Below are 19,776 nucleotides of genomic sequence, written 5' to 3'. Positions count from 1 at the left end.
TCACTGGCTAAAGATTCCTTCTAATACATCAGCAACGCCAAAAAAACGCGCTTTTTCAAATAATACCGAACGCTTCATTAGTCCTGGAGTCACAAATTCACCAACCACCTTATTTGAGTCTTCCGAATGGCCAGCTTCAAAAGTGAAAATTTCTTCTAAAACGACACTGGATCCTTCTAAACCGATGACTTCAGCTATACTCATCACTTTACGCGTCCCATCATGTAAACGACGGATCTGTACAATTAAATCAACCGAGCTGACAATTGTTCTGCGAATCGCTTCTAAGGGTAGCGTTGCCGTGCCCATCATCACCATACTCTCAACACGGGCAATGGCATCACGTGGAGTATTGGCATGTAAAGTAGACATGGAACCATCATGCCCGGTGTTCATTGCCTGCAGCATTTCAAATGCTTCTCCGCCACGGCACTCACCGACAATAATACGATCCGGTCGCATCCGCAGGGCATTAATCACTAATTCTCTTGCTGAGATAGCACCGTTACCCTCAAGTCCCGCATTTCTAGTTTCTAGACGTACCACGTGAGGCTGTAATATCTGCAATTCAGCAGCATCTTCAATCGTAACAATACGTTCATTATCAGAAATAAACGCCGATAGTGCATTTAGCATGGTCGTTTTACCTGAGCCAGTACCACCCGAAATCAATATATTTAATCGGCAACGGGCTGCTATCGTCAACACCTGTGCCATTTCCATGCTCAAAGCACCAAATCCGACTAAGTCATACAGAGTAATCGTCTGTTTTTTAAACTTACGTATCGACATCGACGTGCCATCGATAGCCACTGGCGGAATAACAATATTAACGCGACTACCATCCATCAAACGGGCGTCACATAGCGGCTCCGACTCATCGACACGCCGACCGACCCGAGATGCGATCCGCTTTGCAATTGAAATCAATTGGGCTTCATCTAAAAAACGTACATCCGATTTGGATACTTTGCCATTTTTTTCAATGTACACATTATCCGGTCCATTAATCATAATATCGGCAACATCATCATCTTCCATCAGCCGCTGTAATGGACCTAACCCAGTAAGTTCATCGACAAAGCTGCTCACCATACCGACCTTCACGACATGGGGTAACACATACTCAGATTGCTCAATGAGTACATTGACCCCCTCGGTCAGCTGCGCTGTCAACTCTTCTTTACTCAGGCTATCTACTGCCGCAGCGTCAAGTGCATCAAACACTTTGTCTCTGATTGATACATAGATGTCTTTTATATCACTCATTTATTACGACTCCACCAACCGTTCCATTTACCCTTGCTGACAGCGCCAGCTACATTTTTACCCGTCAGTCTGGCTAATATTGGATCAAAACCTTCATTTAACTTTGACGTACATTTACCTAAACCACCGTTATTAATAATCGTTGGTTTTAGTTTTGACTCAAAAGGAAACACAGCAATAACGTCACCTTCAATTTTCGAACACATATCAGTGATAGACAAAGAAAATTCACTCGCCGCTTTATTATTATTAATTACAATATCGATCAAGGTATGACTTTCTGCAAAACTCTGTTTAAATTTTTTCAACGTTCGCAGTGAGGTTATAGATGGTTCACAAACAAATATAATCCGATCATATAATATGGATAATTCATCCATGCCTAAGGCATAAATTAACGGTAGGGAAATATCATCAATAATAAAGTTATATTGCATAGATAGAGCATGCACCACATGCACTGAGAATCCATGTATATCTACCGGTTTGGCGCTATCATGGTTAACGGCAAGCAGATCTAAATTATCAGATACCGTACTTGTCATAGATTTCGCAACTGTGCTATCAATGCCATTTTTAACGTCTTCAAAAACAACAGAATGTCGGGAAAATGTTTTCAATCCTAAATTAATATCGACGTTAGTACCAAAATAAGCATTATCCACCAATAAGGTTTTAACTTTTGCTTGATTTGCTATGGATAACGCAATACCGCTAGCGATGAGACTGTTCCCCACCCCTCCTTTAGTCGCCACGATGGCAATGCGCTTGGCTCTTCGACCTTGATAAGACCTAAGCCCCGACGCTTGACTGCCTTTTTGGACGCGAATAATATCAATAAATATCATTTCTTCTGCTGGCCAATAAATATAATCAATGCCTTTTTTAGCCAACTCACGGCTAATCACTATCGAGTCTTGCTTCCCGATAACAACTAACTTAATCCCTTTTGCTAATAGATTAGCCACCAGCTCTGCATACGTAAATGCATCCGTATTGCCTCTTAGATCTAAGAACAAGACATCAATAAATTCTTCGCTAAGATCTGCAATATCACTCTCTTTAAGCATCGCTTTAACTTCGGGTTTATCTAACCCTTCCACAACATAGAGCTCACTGAGATATTCTATAAAATCAGTGTCCGGTGACACAATTAGTCCAGTAACAACTTTCGTTTTAACTGCGTTATCTTTTTTGTTTCCTGTTTTAAAAATATCAGCTAAATCCAACATATGACCTCTACTGTAAATTGCTTACTGGTGAAACCATGCTTTTCCAGCGATTAATTTCCACGACACAGCCAGCCCGAAAGCCTTCATTAAAAATATTGTAGGAAGGACATTCCTGATGACTGACATGCTGTGTTTTAATCTCAATTTTAAAATCTTTTTTCTGCTGTTCGTCTTTCACCAGAAAATTAACCTTACGAGGGTCAAGTCCAATATCTTTCACTAACTGTTTCATATCATCGACAAAAGAACTTTGCTCAATGGCGTAATTCACAGTCACCGCATAATATTGATCTTTATTAATTTTATTACGTAAAAAATCAGCAAGTACGCGCTTCGCCTGTTCAGGTTCGAACAGATTAAATTCGACCTGATTCACTTTCTCACTAACTTGTAAATCATTCGTCCACGGTAGTTGCTGATTGCAACCACATAGCAATATTCCAGCTAATATAAAGCTTATAATCCGCATCATTTAAATCCCATTGTAGCGGTGATTTCACCAATTTGTTCACGATCATTATCGGATAAATTAACGCGTAATATTCTTTCTAACATGGTGACTTTCTGCATCGAAGGAAGGACTACTGACTCTGTTGATATCGGGCTGACTAAATTCACTGTCGCAACAATAATTAGCTCAGTAGTGGTTCTTTTCGATTTGGTATAAGTAAATAATGCGCCTAGAATGGGAATATCACCAAGCAAAGGAACCTTAGTGACTGATTCACTATTCTCAGACGTTAATAAGCCAGCCAAAACAAAACTTTGACCATTTTGCAATTCTACTGTTGTTTTAGCTTTACGTGTTTTCAGCGACGGAAGATTAAAATTACTGGCTGCATTAGTCGTATCTAATGAGCTAACTTCAGGAATCAGCGTTACTCTGATATTATTTTCATCAATAACTTGAGCAGCTACGTCCAATTTTATTCCGTACTCTTTAAACATCACATTAGCGGTATTATCGATATAAGTGACGATAGGAAGTTCACCGCCAACCAGGAAACTGGCCGTTTCACCAGAGATAACCGACAGGTTTGGTTCAGCAAGGATTCGCCCCACTTTATCATCGTCTACGGCAGTGATGATGTTCACAATATCAGTGGCACTAAAATGTAATAACTGATTAATATGATTTCCAGCTGTACCCGCCACCGCTGAATATTTAATCCCAATCTCATCCATAAATGAACTTGATACTTCAGCAATCGTTAATTTCACATTAATCTGCTGACTGCTAATGACTTTGATATTATTAATCACGCCGGAATATATTTGACGTGTCATATAATCAAGTTCTTGATCTTGCTCGTCAGCAGATACAGTTACGAGTAAGTCTTTACTTTTTTTTCCCATCATTTCGCCAACAAAATTATAAATTTTTTGTTTGACTCTACCTGTAGCAACAGTTCCAGATAGCACAACCTGCTGGCCAACATTATTCAGCATTATCTCTTCATCAGGAAAATAAGCCGCAAGCTGTTGTTCTAATAATGTTAGGTCTCGATTTACGACCACCAAACTATTATGGATCTCTTGGCCTTGATCGCCATAAACAATAAACGTCGATTGGCCTTCTTCTTTTGCAAAAATAACCACTTTACTGTCATCAATCATTTTATAATCAACGATTTTAGGTTGAGACATAAATACGGTGGCTGCGCTGGTATCTAACATGACAGTTTGGGCATCGCCTGTATTCAAATTAATGATCTTGGATGCGAATAAAGGCTTGCATACCAACAGCAGTAGGATTGCGAATGTGAGATTGATCTTATTCATCGCCAATCCCTTTTTCTTGATCTGCTCTTAGTTCTCGTACGCCTTTTTTTACCACTACTTTTACAACATCAACTGATTTGTTATAAATTTCATTGCCATCCCGATCATAAACAATAAAAGCGGATAGACCCTCTTCCAATGCAAATATCACAACCTTCTGATGATTAATCACTTTATAATTCATAACTTCAGGTATAGAAACGAAGATAGTGGCAACCTCTGAACTAAAATTAATCGTTTTAGCATTGCCCGGATGTAAGCGGATCATTCCGGCAGAAAAGGCCGTTGAACTTATAGACAATAATAAGACGGCGAAGACAGGCTTTAATAATTTCATCTGTACATATCCTGTTTAAGTGAATCATTCACACCACGAATCTCTCGGACCGATTCACGCTGATCTGCTTTAATCGCCTCAATCAATGCTTCAGTACCAATACTGCTCGGGTGCGTACCTTCGGTGAACGGCATAAGATCAATCTGAGTGATTTTTTCAGCAAGCGCCAGAGTCATCGCATCTTCCTTGCCAAGTTCGATAAGCACGTTGACTGAATCTGCATTAGTCACCGCTTCATTTTCATTATTTAATTCTGGTACCGACAACAATTTGATACGGTTAAGTAACATTGTGATCATGAGATTCCGATGGGAACCAAAGCCATCGTCAGCAGTATTGACATCTGGAGAGTTAAAGGTAAATACATCGACAAAATCGCCGACCCTCAATGCGTTTGCAAGCAATTGTTTTTTATTGACAGTAAGAGGGTAAGCCAATTTATCACTTGGTAGAACTAAACTGATATAGCGAGGATCACCGGGTAAAACCACATCATTGCGCGTGACCTCAGCACCGATTTCAATTGACTGACTCAATATCGCCTGATGATGAAAAGGCAAGGTTTGTTCACCCGAGAATCCATTCCAGCGAGCTTCACTCTGTGACATAGAAATGTGCTCTAGCTTATCTTCTGACAGCGGCTCACCTTTATCTAATGCTTCTTTGGCCTGCCAAATATCAACCATGGCTATATCGTCAACCTTACCAGTGCTAGTTGTATCAGCCGGAAACAGCATTATTTTTATTCCCATCAGAGTGACGATCAACCCCACCAACACAACGAAAAATATGACTTTCTGATTCATGCTATGTACCTAAAACTATGTTCTTAAACTGACGCGATAACAAAGGATAAGCCTGACAATGAAATAGCAATACCATAAGGTATACCCGCATTTTGTTGACCCCTGAAAATATATTGCACTACGCCGACAAAAGTACCTATCAGTGACATAACAAATAGAAACAGAGCCCAATATTCTGGCTTTATACCCAGCAGATAAGCAGCAATTAACTTAATATCGCCAGCGCCACAGACTCGTAACAGAAACAGCCCGAACCCCAGCGCTAATGCCAAAGCTGACTGCTGAAGTGAGCTAATGTAAAAGTCACCACTTATCGCTACCGTCAGGCATAACAAGGCCGTTAGTATAACCAAGCTATTAGGCAGCTGCCTTACCGTCACATCCATATACGTAGTGCAGAAAAACAACGCAAACAACAAGGCATATAAGCTCATACTAGACACGATTAAAATCGTCGCTTATGTTCCTGCTGTACCAATATTGGCTTTAACTTTATCGATTGCTTCTCCCAGAACCTTGCCAAACCCATCACTATTAAATACACCCAATACCAGCGTAGACACAGCCACGGCGATAATTGCATATTCAATGGCCGTGACACCCTTTTCATCTTTAGCAAAAGCACGTAGTTGGCTCTGCGTAGAAACATATATACGTACACACATATTATTGAGTAAGTTCATCTTTTATATCCTAAGTCATTATATTGTTGGAATAGAAAATGAGTGTAAATTAAGGTAATGAAACTGTACAATAATCTATATTTATGTCCCTATAACAAAATGTAATGCCAATACAACCTACCCACACAGACATATGAACTACCAAATACTGGGTATTTAGAATATTATCCACAACTAGGTATTTCATAGAAAATAAAAATGGCTGATACAGAACGTCTGTATCAGCCATTTTTATTTGATTGTAAAACGGGAGTAAAATAGTCAACGATTATTACGGTTAGAACCAAGCCATACCTACAGGTCTAAGCTAGTTTTTATGTACCCGACAACTATTTAACATCGGCTTATTGTCAAGATCATTATATATATCCATCACCTCTTTAATCGATAAATATAACCGAGTTAAACTCGTCAGAATAACTAAATAGAGGTAAAAACAACAATTTAAACCAGAAAAATAAATGATTTAATAATCTAAACTCCTACATTTAATATTAAACTCACTAATTTTTAATACGTAATTGAGTCCCTTCGAACACAATAAAATAATATAAATATAATTACGGATACAATTAATTTTATTTATCAGGATTCACTATAACGAGTCAGGGTAGGATGATCGAGTTGCGCAGGACTACTAGCAATAGCCGTCAAGAATACAGTATGTGTAATAACAACATATTTGCCCTTATCATCTATAACCATCAGCTCGAATTCAAGTGTTTCATCACGGGTTATATTACTCGGCGTTTGTACCCATGCTCTTATAGAGTCCGATCTATTAATAAGTACTTCTTTTCCAGCCGTTTGTCTCCACTTATACAAAAAACCGTCAATTTGTACAACAGACTGACTTGCATCGAGGAAAAGCCAGCTGCCCGCATTAACCGTCTGCTCGGGCATAATCCGAATTTCATTTAGCGGTGAATACCGACTATAAGCAGTATCTAGAGCTAATAATACTTCACCTTGCAGCATATCACCGTAACCATCATCACGATGAAAGTCAGGTAAATCAACCAGTTTATAATTAATAGGTCCCACAGCTAAAGTCGACTGAGAAACGAATCCGAATATAAAAATAAACTTACTTAAAGCACCACTCACTTATTATAATCTCTGACAATTTAATATTATTGACAGCCAAAATATTACACAATATAAGTTTTGTATAATAATTATCTATTATGCATAGATAATTAAATTTAATAATCCTCGTCAACCGCTAACATTAATGCCGTCAATCATAATTCAACGATGCCTTAATAAAATTTCATTATAGTAAAATAATTTTTTATTATTTTACTAATCATTATTCTAAATGCAGAATTCCACGTAAATATATTTTTATTCGTCTACTTGGAATTTATAATGAAGAAAATATTACTCAGTATGATCTATTTTTTATCTGTACTGCCAGTCATCGCTTCAGAGCATGTTGATAGTAAGCTTGTAGATAAAAAAGAAATTATTTTCAACTACCCATCAGAAAAAAACACTAAACATATCTCAATTATAAGCCAAGATGCTTATGGTAAAAATCTTGAAGCTACTTTGCACTCAGCCACATTTTCAAAAGTAGTACTGGATGACGGCATAACATACGACCGTATTCTATTGCCTGATGGTGGGGGGCACAAAATACCAGGTAACCCTAATATTGAAAGTTACTCTCAAATGCTGGCTATCCCCGACGCTGCAGAAGTTGAGTTAATCATCGATGAGATACTCTGGTCTGATACATTTATCAATACAACGATAGACCCTGTTCAACTGCCTTTTCCTGATGTTGCCCTTATGAATGGTGAGCGTCCCGATGAACTGTTACCCTTTGTAAAAAATAAAGAAGCATATATGCAAATGGCAGGTAGTACAGCTGCGCCGGTCGAACTTTTATCTCCGGTTAATGTCCGCGGTAAAAAATTTATTGTAGTAAGCTATCATCCTATCGACTTCAATCCACTAAACAAAACAGTACGCTTTGCAAAAAAGATTCGTTTCCATTTGCAGTATGTTTATCCTGAAATGAGGGGGAAGGAACAAAAACGCCAAGACCCCCTTTTAGATGAATTTCCGTATGAACACAAAGCCAAGTCTGGTACGAACAGCAATTTGGAAATAGATACATCATTATCAGCTTCACAACAGGCCGATTATTTGATTATTACCCCACCTAACTTTATTCATGCGATAACACCATTGGCAGAATGGAAACGCCAGATGGGTTATCAAGTTTATGTAGCCTCTACAGATATCACAGGTAATAGCCAGGAAGAAATTAAGGCATTCATTAAAGATGCTTACGATAATGGAACCATGACGAGTTATGTATTATTAGTCGGTGATCATGAAGATTTACCGGCCTGGGAACAGATTGGTCACTCTTTTCATGGCAAAGACCATAAATGGTATACCGATTTTGAATATAGCTTACTTGACGGGAATGATTACTACGCCGATATTGTCATCGGCCGCTTACCGGGAGATACAGCCGTTCAGATAACAGCAATGGTCAACAAAACCTTAACGTATCAAAAAAAACCAGTAATCAGTGAGCGTTATAATCATGTCTTATTAGCAGGTCAATTCCAGGACAGCAAAGGTGATTTAAAAGCCGATCGCATGTTCATGGAAGATTTGCACCGTCTAGCCGATTTTCTTGGGCCTGATTATGATTTTTTTGACCAGCCAGTAGATCCATTTAATAAAGGTTTTCAGATTCATACAGCGTTAAAATGGGATTCAGCAACCAATAAAGACCTCACTTATGGCGGTTGGGGTTATGGCACAGGCAGAATTCCCCCTCCAGCTATTGTTCCACAAGTGTGGAAAAACCAGGGGAGAGGTGACCGAGATGACATTACAGCCATCATTAATTCCGGAGTCGGATTTGTAATGCATCGCGACCATGGTTATGCCGGAGGTCAAGGTTGGGCAGATCCTCAATTTGTCAGTTCAGATGTCAGCACGTTAACCAATAATACGCTTACCCCTGTCGTTTTCAGCCTAAACTGTGCGACGGGCTGGTTTGATGGTAAAGATACATTTGCCGAATCTTGGATGCGAAGTACTAGCGGTGGTTCCGTCGGATTTACCGGTGCAGCACGTGTCAGTTATTCTGGATATAATGATTTATTTCATGTAGGTATCATGGATACCTTTTGGGACGATTACGATACCACTTGGTCGAGTGCATTATATCCCACATCATGGAAACCAGCCATTGCGTTAAATCGGGCAAAAGATCGTGTCTTTACGCAATACACGGCCAATAGCAAAATAGCGGTATTAACAGCTCGTCTATTTAACTGGTACGGCGATCCTGAGTTAGAATTACGGACAGCACAGCCTCAGCAATTATATGCCGACCACGATAAATCGCTTACTCAAGGTGACATAACAAACTTTAATATTACAGTGCGAACTCAAGCTAACATTATCGAAGGTGCGCGAGTGGCTTTAGTATTTTCAGATGGTAAGTCTTTGGTAGGTAAAACCAATGCATCTGGTCACATAGCATTTGATCACATTAAAGCTGAAAAGTCCTTCAAGATTACCATCACAGAACATAACAGCATACCTTATCAAACAACTGTCAATGTAGAACCCGCTGTAATAGTGATACCGCCTGTTACACCTGTTACACCTGTTACACCTGTTACACCTGTTACACCTGTTACACCTGTTACACCTGTTACACCTGTCACGCCTGTCACGCCTGTCACACCTGTTACGCCTGTCACACCTGTTACGCCTGTCACGCCTGTTACACCTGTCACACCTGTTACACCTGTCACGCCTGTCACGCCTGTTACACCTGTCAAATCCACCGCTACAAAGTCTGCTGCGTCTATAGACTTTATGTTAATTATATTCATGATTGCCCTAAGCCTAATGCGTAATCAAAAATACTCTAAATCAAAAAGATGAACATAAAAATGAAGAAAATAATTCTTACCATAGCGTTATTAATAACAACGGGGACTGCCAATGCCAACAAGACCCTTGATAACACTTCCCATTTTATCGATTTAAAATTAGGTTTTACATCGATAGCAGAGAACTCTGCGGTCGATGTCAATGAGCATAATTATAGTTTTGCCGTAGAAAGAACGCATATACTGGCAACATTATCTGATAACCACAGTGTTTACTTCGGTGTCAAAGGCGGCTTAGATCTCCATAAAAATAGCTTCTATCGCTTTAGCAATTCATCAGTAATACTAGATTTAACGACCTATTCAGCACATGTAGCCCCTGTACTCTATTTCAGTCCGAATAAAAGCATAAAATTATTCACCACTCTTGGAGTAAGCTACAACATACTACGTACTGAATCTGGGGAAGGGATATTACCGATGGAAGTAAAAGGCTCCGGTTTTGGTTATATTGCCAGTTTAGGAGGGAAGTATTCAATCTCTGATAATTTCGATATAGGTATACAATATCAGGTCAATACAGCCAAGCTTAAATATGATGAAATCATTGAAGATATAAATTATCAAGAAAGAAAAAGAGTAAGTGATGATTATACATTTTCATCACTTTATATCTCTTTAGGTTACAAATTCTAGCTTTAATTAACTCAAGCCTATCGCATAACGTAGCGCCTGACGCTTTAAGGGTCCGGCGCGCTGTGCAACAGCAAGTCCAAAGTTACGCAGTATCTTCGCAGGTGCAGAGTTATTACTAAATACCGAATAGAACAGATCCATACTGGTTTGCATTAACATATTATCTGGCTTTCTGCTGCGTTGATATTGTTTTAATAATGCTTCACTGTCCCAGGCTTCGCCTTCAATCACCGCACTTCTAATTAGCTCGCATAATACATTTACATCTTTAAAACCGATATTAACGCCCTGCCCCGCTAATGGATTAATGGTATGTGCTGCATCACCGAGCAGTACCACACGGCCTTTATAATATTGCTGCGCATGACGTCGTGTCAGAGGAAATGAACCATGGTTAGTGATCTCAAATCCACCAATCAGATCAGGAAAATGTTGTTGTACTTCCACTTTAAGTTCAGCATTAGACAGTTTACTTAAATAGTTGATGTGCGCGGTTTGATGATACCAAACCAACGATGCTTTATGCCCAGGTAACGGTAATAACGCCATTGGCCCCGTTGGTGAAAACTCCTGCCAAGTAACGTCTTGCTGCGATTGTTCAGTATCAATATTAATTAACATGCAGTTTTGGCGATAATCCCAACTGTTAATGCCAATATTACTTTGCTGACGAATAATCGAGTTAGCACCATCAGCAGCAAGCACCAACTTAGCACGTAGTTTAGCGCCTGAGGTTAACGTAATTTCAGCGTATTCACTGTTTTGCTCAAGTGTGGCAACTTTCTCAGGACACATTAACTGTACATTACTGTGACGTTTCATTGCTTCGAGTAAGCCTAATTGGATCACCCGGTTTTCAATGATGTAACCTAACTTGTCGTAACCAATATCGTTAGCATGGAATTTGATTTCGCAGCCACCTTGATCCCACGTTTCTAAACGACGATAAGGGCAAAGACGCATTTCTCTGATATTAGACCAAGCACCTGTCGCAACAAGCAGTTGCTGGGAGGCCAGACTGATCGCCGACACACGCAGATCCATCGGTTGCTCAAATGAAAAAGCAGGCGGTGCTTGCGCTTCAATTACCGCAATTTTAAGTCCCGAAGGTGCGAGTAGATTAGCGGTACTTGCACCAACCATTCCACCACCAACAATAATTACATCAAATTCCTGCATCATGCTTCCTGAACCGTTTAAGGCTAAATTCTTATCTGAATCAGAATTCTACCAAGCTTTACGTCGAAATGATTGCTTTGTACAACGAAAATTACAGTAAATTTATACATAGAAGCAGTGATAACGTCTAGTCAACTGGCTATTAAGGCAGTAGAATACTCGATCTTCTGTGTGTTCTCACACAACCCGAATATAGCAATAAATAATAAAGAGCAACGTGGATAATGAGTAAAAAACTGCACATTAAAACCTGGGGCTGCCAGATGAACGAATACGATTCATCAAAAATGGCAGATTTGTTAAATGCCGAAAATGGTTTTGAACTGACTGACAACCCAGAGGAAGCGGATGTTCTTCTATTAAACACCTGTTCTATCAGAGAGAAAGCGCAAGAAAAAGTATTCCACCAACTGGGCCGCTGGAAAAAGCTAAAGAAACGTAATCCGAAATTAGTGATTGGCGTGGGTGGCTGCGTAGCATCACAAGAAGGTGCAGCAATTCAGAAACGCGCACCCATTGTAAACCTGGTATTTGGTCCACAGACTTTACACCGCTTACCAGAAATGATCATAGATGCACAAGCTGGTAAAAAAGGTCTTGTGGATGTCAGTTTCCCTGAAATCGAAAAATTTGATCGCTTACCTGAGCCACGTGCCGACGGTGTATCAGCATTTGTATCTATTATGGAAGGCTGTTCAAAATACTGCTCATTCTGCGTAGTTCCTTATACCCGTGGTGAAGAAGTAAGCCGCCCACTTGATGATGTCTTATACGAAATTGCGCAACTCGCAGAACAAGGTGTACGTGAAGTAAACCTACTTGGTCAAAACGCCAATGCTTTCCGTGGCGAAATGCATGATGGTGATATATGCTCATTTGCTGATTTATTACGTTATGTGGCCGCAATTGATGGTATCGACCGTATCCGTTATACCACCAGTCACCCAATTGAGTTTACTAGCGATATTATCGATGTATACAAAGATACACCGGAGCTGGTGTCACACTTACACCTACCGGTACAGTCAGGTTCAGACCGTATCCTAACCTTGATGAAACGTGCGCACACAGCCTTAGAATACAAATCATTGATCCGTAAACTGCGTAAAGCCCGTCCGGGTCTGGTGATGAGTTCAGATTTCATTATCGGTTTCCCTGGTGAAAGCAAACAAGATTTTGCGGATACCATGAAACTAATTGAAGATATTGAATACGATATCAGCTTTAGCTTTATCTACAGCGCACGTCCAGGTACGCCAGCGGCAGATTTACCGGATGACGTATCGCTAGAAGAAAAGAAAGAACGTTTAAGTATCTTACAAACACGTATCAGCCAAATGTCACAAAAGATTGGCCGTAATATGGTCAATACCGTACAACGTATTTTAGTTGAAGGTCCATCGAAGAAAAATATCATGGAACTGACTGGCCGTACCGAAAACAACCGTGTTGTTAACTTCGAAGGCTCGCCAGATCTAATCGGTACGTTTGTAGATGTAGACATTGTGGATGTATTCCCTAACTCTATCCGCGGTGTGTTCATCCGTGGAGAAAATGAGATGGGTCTACGTAGTGCCGTCAAACCAAGCGAAATATTGGCGCGAGCTACCAATCAGCCCAATGAGCTAGGTGTTGCTAAGTTCAACCCATAAGAGATAGACTAAGAGCCATTAATGACCTTTAATGGCTCTGCCTAATGAGATGATTTTGAATAAAAATACGACAACGCTCGATATATTTTTAGAACCCGCAGACGGTGCGCGACTCGCTCATTTATGTGGCCCATTTGATGACAATCTAAAACAACTTGAACGTCGTTTAGAAGTCGAAATCACTTATCAAAATAATCAATTCCATATTACCGGTAATCCGGTTAATGCGCACAGTTGTATGGATATTCTTCGTGATCTTTATGTTGAGACACAACCTGTTAAAGGCCAAGTAATCGACATTGAGCCAGAGAAAATTCATCTTGCGATACAAGCATGTCGATTACTCGAACCTGAGCCTAAGCAAACCGTAGCTAGTTTTAGCACTGTGATTAAAACCAAACGAGGCCTAATTAAGCCGCGTGGTGACAATCAAGCCAATTACATTGCCAATATTTTAACCCACGATATAACCTTTGGTATTGGTCCTGCTGGTACAGGAAAAACCTATTTAGCCGTTGCGGCAGCTGTCGATGCCTTAGAGCGACAAGAAGTCCGTCGTATTTTATTAACACGCCCTGCTGTTGAAGCCGGTGAAAAGTTAGGTTTTCTACCCGGTGACTTAAGCCAAAAAGTTGATCCTTATTTACGCCCACTCTATGATGCGTTATTTGAGATGCTTGGCTTTGAAAAAGTGGAACGTTTAATTGAGCGCAATGTCATAGAAATTGCACCACTTGCATATATGCGTGGCCGTACATTAAATGATGCGTTTATTATTTTAGATGAAAGTCAGAACACCACTATTGAACAAATGAAAATGTTTTTAACCCGAATTGGTTTTAATTCCAAAGCGGTGATTACTGGTGATATTACGCAAGTTGATTTACCAAAACATATCACATCAGGCTTACGCCATGCAATGGATGTACTTGAGCCAGTAAAAGAAATCAGTTTTAATGTTTTCATGTCCAATGATATCGTTCGTCATCCTGTTGTTGCAAAAATTGTCGATGCTTATGAACACTTTGAAAATAGCATTGCCCGTAAGGATAAAGACCAATGAATACTACGCTAGATTTACAAATTGCGACTGAAGATGAACAGCAATTACCAACCGAAGCACAATTTACAACTTGGCTCAATTCGGTTGTTAAACGTTTTCAAGACAGTGCCGAAGTAACAATTCGTATTGTTGATAACGAAGAAAGCCAACAATTGAATAACGATTACCGTGGCAAAAACAAACCCACAAATGTACTTTCGTTTCCATTCGAAGTACCAGAAGGCATTGAATTAGACCTGCTTGGTGATTTAATTATCTGCAAACAAGTTGTTGAACACGAAGCACAAGAGCAACAAAAACCCCTGACCGCACATTGGGCGCATATGGTTATTCATGGTACTTTACATTTACTCGGCTATGATCATATTATCGATGAAGAAGCCGAAGAGATGGAAGGTCTGGAAACCGAAATCATGCTAGAGCTAGAATTTGAAGACCCCTATATTACTGAAAAGTAATATTAATACCATTAACTTTATATAACTTAGGTACAACAAACTATGAACGGCGACAAACCTCACTCGACAAACGGTTCATCAAAAAAAGGTTTTTTTGACAAATTTTCTCAATTATTCCAAGGTGAACCGAAAAACAGAGAAGAGCTTGTAGAAGTTATTCAGGATGCAGAAAATCGCGAACTGATCGATCAAGACACAAAGGATATGATTGAAGGTGTGCTCGAAGTCTCAGGACTTAAAGTACGTGATATCATGATCCCACGCTCACAGATAATTACTATCGATAAGAGCCAAAAAGTAGAAGAATTCTTACCGATCATGATTGACTCTGCGCACTCGCGCTTCCCCGTCGTCAATGAAGATAAAGATCATATCGAAGGGATCTTATTAGCCAAAGATCTGCTTAAATTTGTGTTTACTGGCGCGCCAGATAGTTTTGAGCTGTCTTCTATTTTACGCCCAGCAGTTGTTGTACCAGAAAGTAAACGTGTTGATAAACTCCTAAAAGAGTTCCGTTCTGAACGCTATCATATGGCCGTTGTGGTTGATGAATTTGGTGGTGTATCAGGCCTTGTTACCATCGAAGATATTCTTGAAGAAATCGTGGGTGAAATTGAAGACGAATTCGATGAAGATGAATCAGCACAAGAAGATATCCGCCGTATTAATAAAAGCGTATTCTCAGTGCAAGCATTAACACCTGTTGATAACTTTAATGACTATTTCGCATCAGACTTTAGCGATGATGAAGTAGATACTATTGGGGGGATGATTGCCCATGCATTTGGCCATCTACCAGAGCAAGGCGAGATCATCACGGTTGACGACTTCCAATTTAAAGTCATTTCTTCTGATCGCCGTCGTATCATCCAATTACAAGTGAAAGTACCTGAAGCACAACAGAATCGCTTAGCTGAATCAGCTTAACCGTCTCAGTGGCAGGTTACTCCACTTGTCGCTGTAAATTGCTACAAAGGAATAACCTATCAAATCACTGATTCATAAAATAGGTGCGCCACTCGCTGGCGCACTAAGCGTCTTTGCTTTTGCACCGTTTGATTACAGCATTAGCTTATACGTTTCATTATTTTCCCTACTCTTTATCATTGACAATAAATCAGCAAAACACGCCGCCGGATATGGCTTTCTGTGGGGGCTTGGGTTCTTTGTCGCTGGTCTCCACTGGATTTCAGTGAGCATCTTAGATTTTGGTGGTTTACCTGTACCTGTCGCATGGTCATTGGTTCTGCTATTGTGTGCTTACCTTGCCATTTACCCCGCGCTTTGTGCTTATCTCGTTAACCGATTTAGCGCACATTCAGCCTTAGTACGCTATTTTATTGCCTTTCCTGCAATCTGGCTAATCACAGATTGGCTACGCGGTTGGGTGATGACAGGTTTCCCTTGGTTACAACTTGGTTATAGTCAGATGAATACCCCGTTGGTTAACTACGCGCCAATTCTCGGTGTAGAAGGGATTACGGTCGCGGTTTGCTTCATCACCGCCAGTTTGTATTATGTTTATCGTGAACGTAAATTCATCATGCCAGCCGCCGTTATATCCCTTACCGTATTGTCGGCAATGGCCTTACAAGGCCTACAATGGACAACACCTGCAGCCGTAAAATCAATCGCACTAGTGCAAGGTAATACCGATCAAGACGAAAAATGGCTACCAGAAAAACGTGCTGAGATTCTCAATGAATACTTAAAACTAAGTTTAGATAATACCGATGCAGATATTATTATTTGGCCAGAATCAGCCATCCCAGCATTGGAGTTCCAAGTGAAAAGCTATTTGGATCATGTATCAGAATTAATGCGCGAAACGAATACCACCCTTATCACTGGTATCATTAACTACCAACGTGTTGATAATATTGATGAATATTACAATGCTGTGATCGTACTCGGTCAACCTGAACAGCATGATAATCATTCCCCTATTAATGACCGTTATTACAAAAATAAATTATTGCCCATTGGTGAGTTCGTTCCGTTTGAAGATCTGTTAAGACCGATTGCGCCCTTATTTAATTTACCGATGTCATCATTCCAACGTGGTGGTGAGGAACAATTGAATTTATTAGCAAGTAACGTGCATATTGCCACCGCAATTTGCTATGAAATCGCCTTTAACCAGACCCTAGTACACACTGTAACGCCTGATACAGGCTTTATTTTAACGGTGAGTAACGATGCGTGGTTTGGCACTTCAATAGGTCCAGATCAGCATTTAGAGATCGCGAGAATGCGCGCATTTGAATTCCAGCGTCCGGTAATCCGCAGTACTAATACAGGTATCACTGCTATTTACGATGCACAAGGTCAAGAAGTGGGCCGTATAGCTCAATTCGAAAAAGCCGTATTACGTGCACAAGTAACGCCTTATCAAGGGACGACCCCTTTTAACCGTTATGGTAATACACCCTTATTAATACTGGCATTTATGTTATTCGCAGGTGTAATAAGTCATCATTTATTGACGAAGAAAAGAAAAACTAAAAGTCAGCTCAACGTCTCCTTATAAATAAATCGCGTAAATGACTAAGTAATAAAAATGGCACTCTAGAGTGCCATTTTTGTCATTCAATATCCCCGTATGAGTCGTCGCTCACGATAACATCAGTATTTATATCAACAATGCTACTTTAGTTTTCGCAATATAAAAAATAGTCACAAAAAACACCATAGTCACTGCAATACAGAACTGACGTACTTTTAAGTTCATCTGAGGCTTAAACGCTAACATCGCAAATCCAACGTAAGCAAATAACAGCACAAATTTTTCAGTTACCCAAGCATCAACGAATGGGTATTGATTGATCGTCACGCATAACGCGAAACCAGATAAAATAAGTATCAAATTAAGTACTTTATGGATCTTAAAAAAAACTTCATTGTTAATATATTCAGAACCTTTGATCGCCCAAAATGTACGTAATGCAAAACTTAACAAACTGACCAACAATAAAGCTAAATGAGCTTTCAACAGCAATGGATACATAATAGTTCCGTTAAAAGAATAGAAATAAGGGTTGTTATCATAACCAGCAATCTAAAATCTGCTTTGACACAGATCATCAAGTAACAACAGCGTAACAATTTAGACCGTATACTCTTGCTCTACAAATCGGTAAACTAGCGCAACTATATATACCCAAGCTACTTCAAGATGCGCAATCAGCATTTTGAAGTAACTTGGGTATATAGCTAAACAAACACGACTATCTAGCCAAGAGAGATAAGCAATGCAAGTTAAAGTCATTCCAGTTACGCCTTTTGAACAAAATTGCAGTCTATTAATCTGCCCTGAAACCAATAAAGCCGCGATTGTTGATCCCGGAGGTGACATTGAAAAGATTATTAGCCAAGTAAAGCAACATGGCGTAGAAGTAGAGAAGATCTTTTTAACACATGCTCATATTGATCACGTTGGCGGCACTGAAGCACTTGCTGCAGCATTAAAGGTATCTATTGAAGGTCCACATATTGCAGATAAGTTTTGGTTAGACAAACTACCAATGCAAGGTCAGATGTTCGGCTTTCCAGAAGTACCACCGTTTGAACCACAACGCTGGTTAGAGCACGGTGATATCATCTCATTTGGTAATCAAGAATTAACTGCTCTCCATACCCCAGGTCATACACCCGGGCACGTGGTATTTAATCACGTAGCAACGAAACAAGTGATTGTTGGTGATGTATTATTCAATGGCTCTGTCGGTCGTACTGATTTCCCACAAGGTTGCTTTAATACCTTGATGACAGCGATCAAAGGCCAGTTATGGACATTACCAGAAGAAACAGTATTTTTCCCAGGTCATGGACCAACATCGACTATCGGTCACGAAAAAAGAACTAATCCGCACGTAAGATAGTGGACTGACTGAACGCGGCCTACGAGCCTTGGAAACGATATTTAAGCCCAAGTATATTGAAATATGCTTGGGCTTTTTTCTATCTCCAATTTCAGGCACAAAAAAGCCTCTATTTCTAATAAAAAGTTTTCGATTCAGGTTTTCGTTGTTTGTTGGCAAAGAGAAAGCGGACGACTTTCTACAAACCACAACCCGCGAAGCCTTCGGCAGCGTGACAGGCCGCCTCTTTTAGGTAAACAGTCTAACCAACTGAACTACCACTCCGAACAATCTGTATTTTTTGCATCCTAAATTTCAGGCACAAAAAAAGCCTGAATCTTTCGATTCAGGCTTTCGTTGTTGTTGGCAAAGAGAAAGCGGACGGCTTTCTACAAACCACAACCCGCGAAGCCTTCGGCAGCGTGACAGGCCGCCTTTTTTATGTAAACAGTCTAACCAACTGAACTACCACTCCGAACAATCTGTATTTTTTGTATCCTGAATTTCAGGCACAAAAAAAGCCTGAATCTTTCGATTCAGGCTTTCGTTGTTGTTGGCAAAGAGAGAGTGAACGGCTTTCTATAAACCACAACCCGCGACCCTCGGCGTGACAGGCCGCCTTTTTTGGTAAACAGTCTAACCAACTGTACTACCACTCCGAACAATCTGTATTTTTTGTATCCTAAATTTCAGGCACAAAAAAAGCCTGAATCTTTCGATTCAGGCTTTCGTTGTTGTTGGCGGAGTGGACGGGACTCGAACCCGCGACCCCCGGCGTGACAGGCCGGTATTCTAACCAACTGAACTACCACTCCGCACAATCTGTGCTAATGTTTCCATCAGTCTATTCTGTATACAAGGTATAAAACCTTGATTGTAGT

20 protein-coding genes and 2 tRNA genes are annotated in these 19,776 nt (G+C 40.1%); 8 read left to right on the top strand and 14 right to left on the bottom strand.

Annotation, left to right across the window (positions count from 1 at the left end; genetic code table 11):
- From AKG98_RS10395 to AKG98_RS10355, 9 genes are all read right to left on the bottom strand, one after another.
- Complete coding sequence (locus AKG98_RS10395) at positions 1-1,269, bottom strand: CpaF family protein (RefSeq protein WP_067045372.1); 1,269 nt, start codon at positions 1,267-1,269, stop codon at positions 1-3.
- Positions 1,266-2,501 carry a hypothetical protein gene (locus AKG98_RS10390; protein ID WP_067045370.1) on the bottom strand — a complete coding sequence of 412 codons (1,236 nt, stop codon included), beginning with the start codon at positions 2,499-2,501 and terminating at the stop codon, positions 1,266-1,268. The genes AKG98_RS10395 and AKG98_RS10390 overlap by 4 nt, the downstream gene beginning before the upstream one ends.
- Before the next feature lie 7 nt (positions 2,502-2,508).
- Positions 2,509-2,973, bottom strand: a complete 465-nt coding sequence (locus tag AKG98_RS10385) for a hypothetical protein (RefSeq protein ID WP_157534112.1) — start codon at positions 2,971-2,973, stop codon at positions 2,509-2,511.
- A complete protein-coding gene (locus AKG98_RS10380; RefSeq protein ID WP_067045364.1) occupies positions 2,970-4,283 on the bottom strand; it encodes a type II and III secretion system protein family protein in 1,314 nt (437 codons plus the stop codon). The genes AKG98_RS10385 and AKG98_RS10380 overlap by 4 nt, the downstream gene beginning before the upstream one ends.
- Positions 4,276-4,620 carry a pilus assembly protein N-terminal domain-containing protein gene (locus tag AKG98_RS10375; RefSeq protein WP_067045361.1) on the bottom strand — a complete coding sequence of 115 codons (345 nt, stop codon included), beginning with the start codon at positions 4,618-4,620 and terminating at the stop codon, positions 4,276-4,278. Before AKG98_RS10375 ends, AKG98_RS10380 begins: the two co-directional genes overlap by 8 nt.
- Positions 4,617-5,426: a Flp pilus assembly protein CpaB gene (gene cpaB / locus AKG98_RS10370; RefSeq protein ID WP_083543939.1), complete on the bottom strand. Its 810-nt coding sequence runs from the start codon at positions 5,424-5,426 to the stop codon at positions 4,617-4,619. The genes AKG98_RS10375 and cpaB overlap by 4 nt, the downstream gene beginning before the upstream one ends.
- Positions 5,427-5,449: 23 nt before the next feature.
- Entirely contained in the window at positions 5,450-5,860 is a 411-nt protein-coding gene (locus AKG98_RS10365; protein ID WP_067045356.1) for a prepilin peptidase, read from the bottom strand.
- A gap of 24 nt (positions 5,861-5,884) precedes the next feature.
- On the bottom strand, positions 5,885-6,109 hold the full coding sequence (locus tag AKG98_RS10360; RefSeq protein WP_198155489.1) for a Flp family type IVb pilin: 225 nt from the start codon (positions 6,107-6,109) through the stop codon (positions 5,885-5,887).
- Positions 6,110-6,694: 585 nt separating this feature from the next.
- Positions 6,695-7,153: a hypothetical protein gene (locus AKG98_RS10355; protein WP_157534111.1), complete on the bottom strand. Its 459-nt coding sequence runs from the start codon at positions 7,151-7,153 to the stop codon at positions 6,695-6,697.
- 327 nt (positions 7,154-7,480) lie between these two features.
- Between AKG98_RS10355 and AKG98_RS21900 the strand changes: the two genes are divergently transcribed.
- Both AKG98_RS21900 and AKG98_RS10345 read left to right on the top strand, forming a co-directional pair.
- Complete coding sequence (locus AKG98_RS21900; protein WP_083543938.1) at positions 7,481-10,039, top strand: C25 family cysteine peptidase; 2,559 nt, start codon at positions 7,481-7,483, stop codon at positions 10,037-10,039.
- Between the two features lie 8 nt (positions 10,040-10,047).
- Positions 10,048-10,683, top strand: coding sequence for an outer membrane protein (locus AKG98_RS10345; protein WP_067045351.1), 636 nt, complete (start codon positions 10,048-10,050; stop codon positions 10,681-10,683).
- A 6-nt stretch (positions 10,684-10,689) separates the two neighbouring features.
- Here AKG98_RS10345 and AKG98_RS10340 read toward each other — a convergent pair whose 3' ends face one another.
- A complete protein-coding gene (locus AKG98_RS10340; protein ID WP_067045348.1) occupies positions 10,690-11,862 on the bottom strand; it encodes an FAD-dependent oxidoreductase in 1,173 nt (390 codons plus the stop codon).
- A gap of 224 nt (positions 11,863-12,086) precedes the next feature.
- Between AKG98_RS10340 and miaB the strand changes: the two genes are divergently transcribed.
- From miaB to lnt, 5 genes are read left to right on the top strand one after another with little or no spacing between them, the layout of a single operon-like run.
- Positions 12,087-13,514: a tRNA (N6-isopentenyl adenosine(37)-C2)-methylthiotransferase MiaB gene (gene miaB, locus AKG98_RS10335; RefSeq protein WP_067045345.1), complete on the top strand. Its 1,428-nt coding sequence runs from the start codon at positions 12,087-12,089 to the stop codon at positions 13,512-13,514.
- Between the two features lie 31 nt (positions 13,515-13,545).
- Positions 13,546-14,577, top strand: a complete 1,032-nt coding sequence (locus AKG98_RS10330) for a PhoH family protein (RefSeq protein ID WP_067045341.1) — start codon at positions 13,546-13,548, stop codon at positions 14,575-14,577.
- On the top strand, positions 14,574-15,035 hold the full coding sequence (ybeY, locus tag AKG98_RS10325; protein WP_067045338.1) for an rRNA maturation RNase YbeY: 462 nt from the start codon (positions 14,574-14,576) through the stop codon (positions 15,033-15,035). The genes AKG98_RS10330 and ybeY overlap by 4 nt, the downstream gene beginning before the upstream one ends.
- A gap of 42 nt (positions 15,036-15,077) precedes the next feature.
- Positions 15,078-15,962 (top strand): CNNM family magnesium/cobalt transport protein CorC, encoded by an 885-nt coding sequence (gene corC, locus AKG98_RS10320; RefSeq protein WP_067045335.1) that lies wholly within the window; start codon positions 15,078-15,080, stop codon positions 15,960-15,962.
- Between the two features lie 58 nt (positions 15,963-16,020).
- A complete protein-coding gene (gene lnt, locus AKG98_RS10315; protein WP_083543936.1) occupies positions 16,021-17,565 on the top strand; it encodes an apolipoprotein N-acyltransferase in 1,545 nt (514 codons plus the stop codon).
- Between the two features lie 102 nt (positions 17,566-17,667).
- Here the strand turns inward: lnt and AKG98_RS10310 are convergent, their stop codons facing one another.
- Together AKG98_RS10310 and AKG98_RS22235 are read right to left on the bottom strand one after the other, a co-directional pair.
- Positions 17,668-18,042, bottom strand: coding sequence for a SirB2 family protein (locus AKG98_RS10310; RefSeq protein ID WP_067045332.1), 375 nt, complete (start codon positions 18,040-18,042; stop codon positions 17,668-17,670).
- A 99-nt stretch (positions 18,043-18,141) separates the two neighbouring features.
- On the bottom strand, positions 18,142-18,303 hold the full coding sequence (locus tag AKG98_RS22235; protein ID WP_157534109.1) for a hypothetical protein: 162 nt from the start codon (positions 18,301-18,303) through the stop codon (positions 18,142-18,144).
- Here AKG98_RS22235 and AKG98_RS10305 point away from each other — a divergent pair.
- Entirely contained in the window at positions 18,287-18,916 is a 630-nt protein-coding gene (locus AKG98_RS10305) for an MBL fold metallo-hydrolase (protein WP_067045330.1), read from the top strand. The genes AKG98_RS22235 and AKG98_RS10305 overlap by 17 nt on opposite strands.
- Before the next feature lie 542 nt (positions 18,917-19,458).
- Here AKG98_RS10305 and AKG98_RS22230 read toward each other — a convergent pair.
- Both AKG98_RS22230 and AKG98_RS10300 read right to left on the bottom strand, forming a co-directional pair.
- A tRNA-OTHER gene (locus AKG98_RS22230) sits at positions 19,459-19,554 on the bottom strand.
- Between the two features lie 79 nt (positions 19,555-19,633).
- Positions 19,634-19,710: transfer RNA gene (locus AKG98_RS10300), tRNA-Asp, on the bottom strand.
- Between the last annotated feature and the right edge of the window lie 66 nt (positions 19,711-19,776).

The organism is Moritella sp. JT01, from assembly GCF_001574435.1.
Lineage (GTDB): Bacteria > Pseudomonadota > Gammaproteobacteria > Enterobacterales > Moritellaceae > Moritella.
Note: the sequence above shows the minus strand (reverse complement) of the source record. Positions and strands in the feature narration are given on the sequence as shown.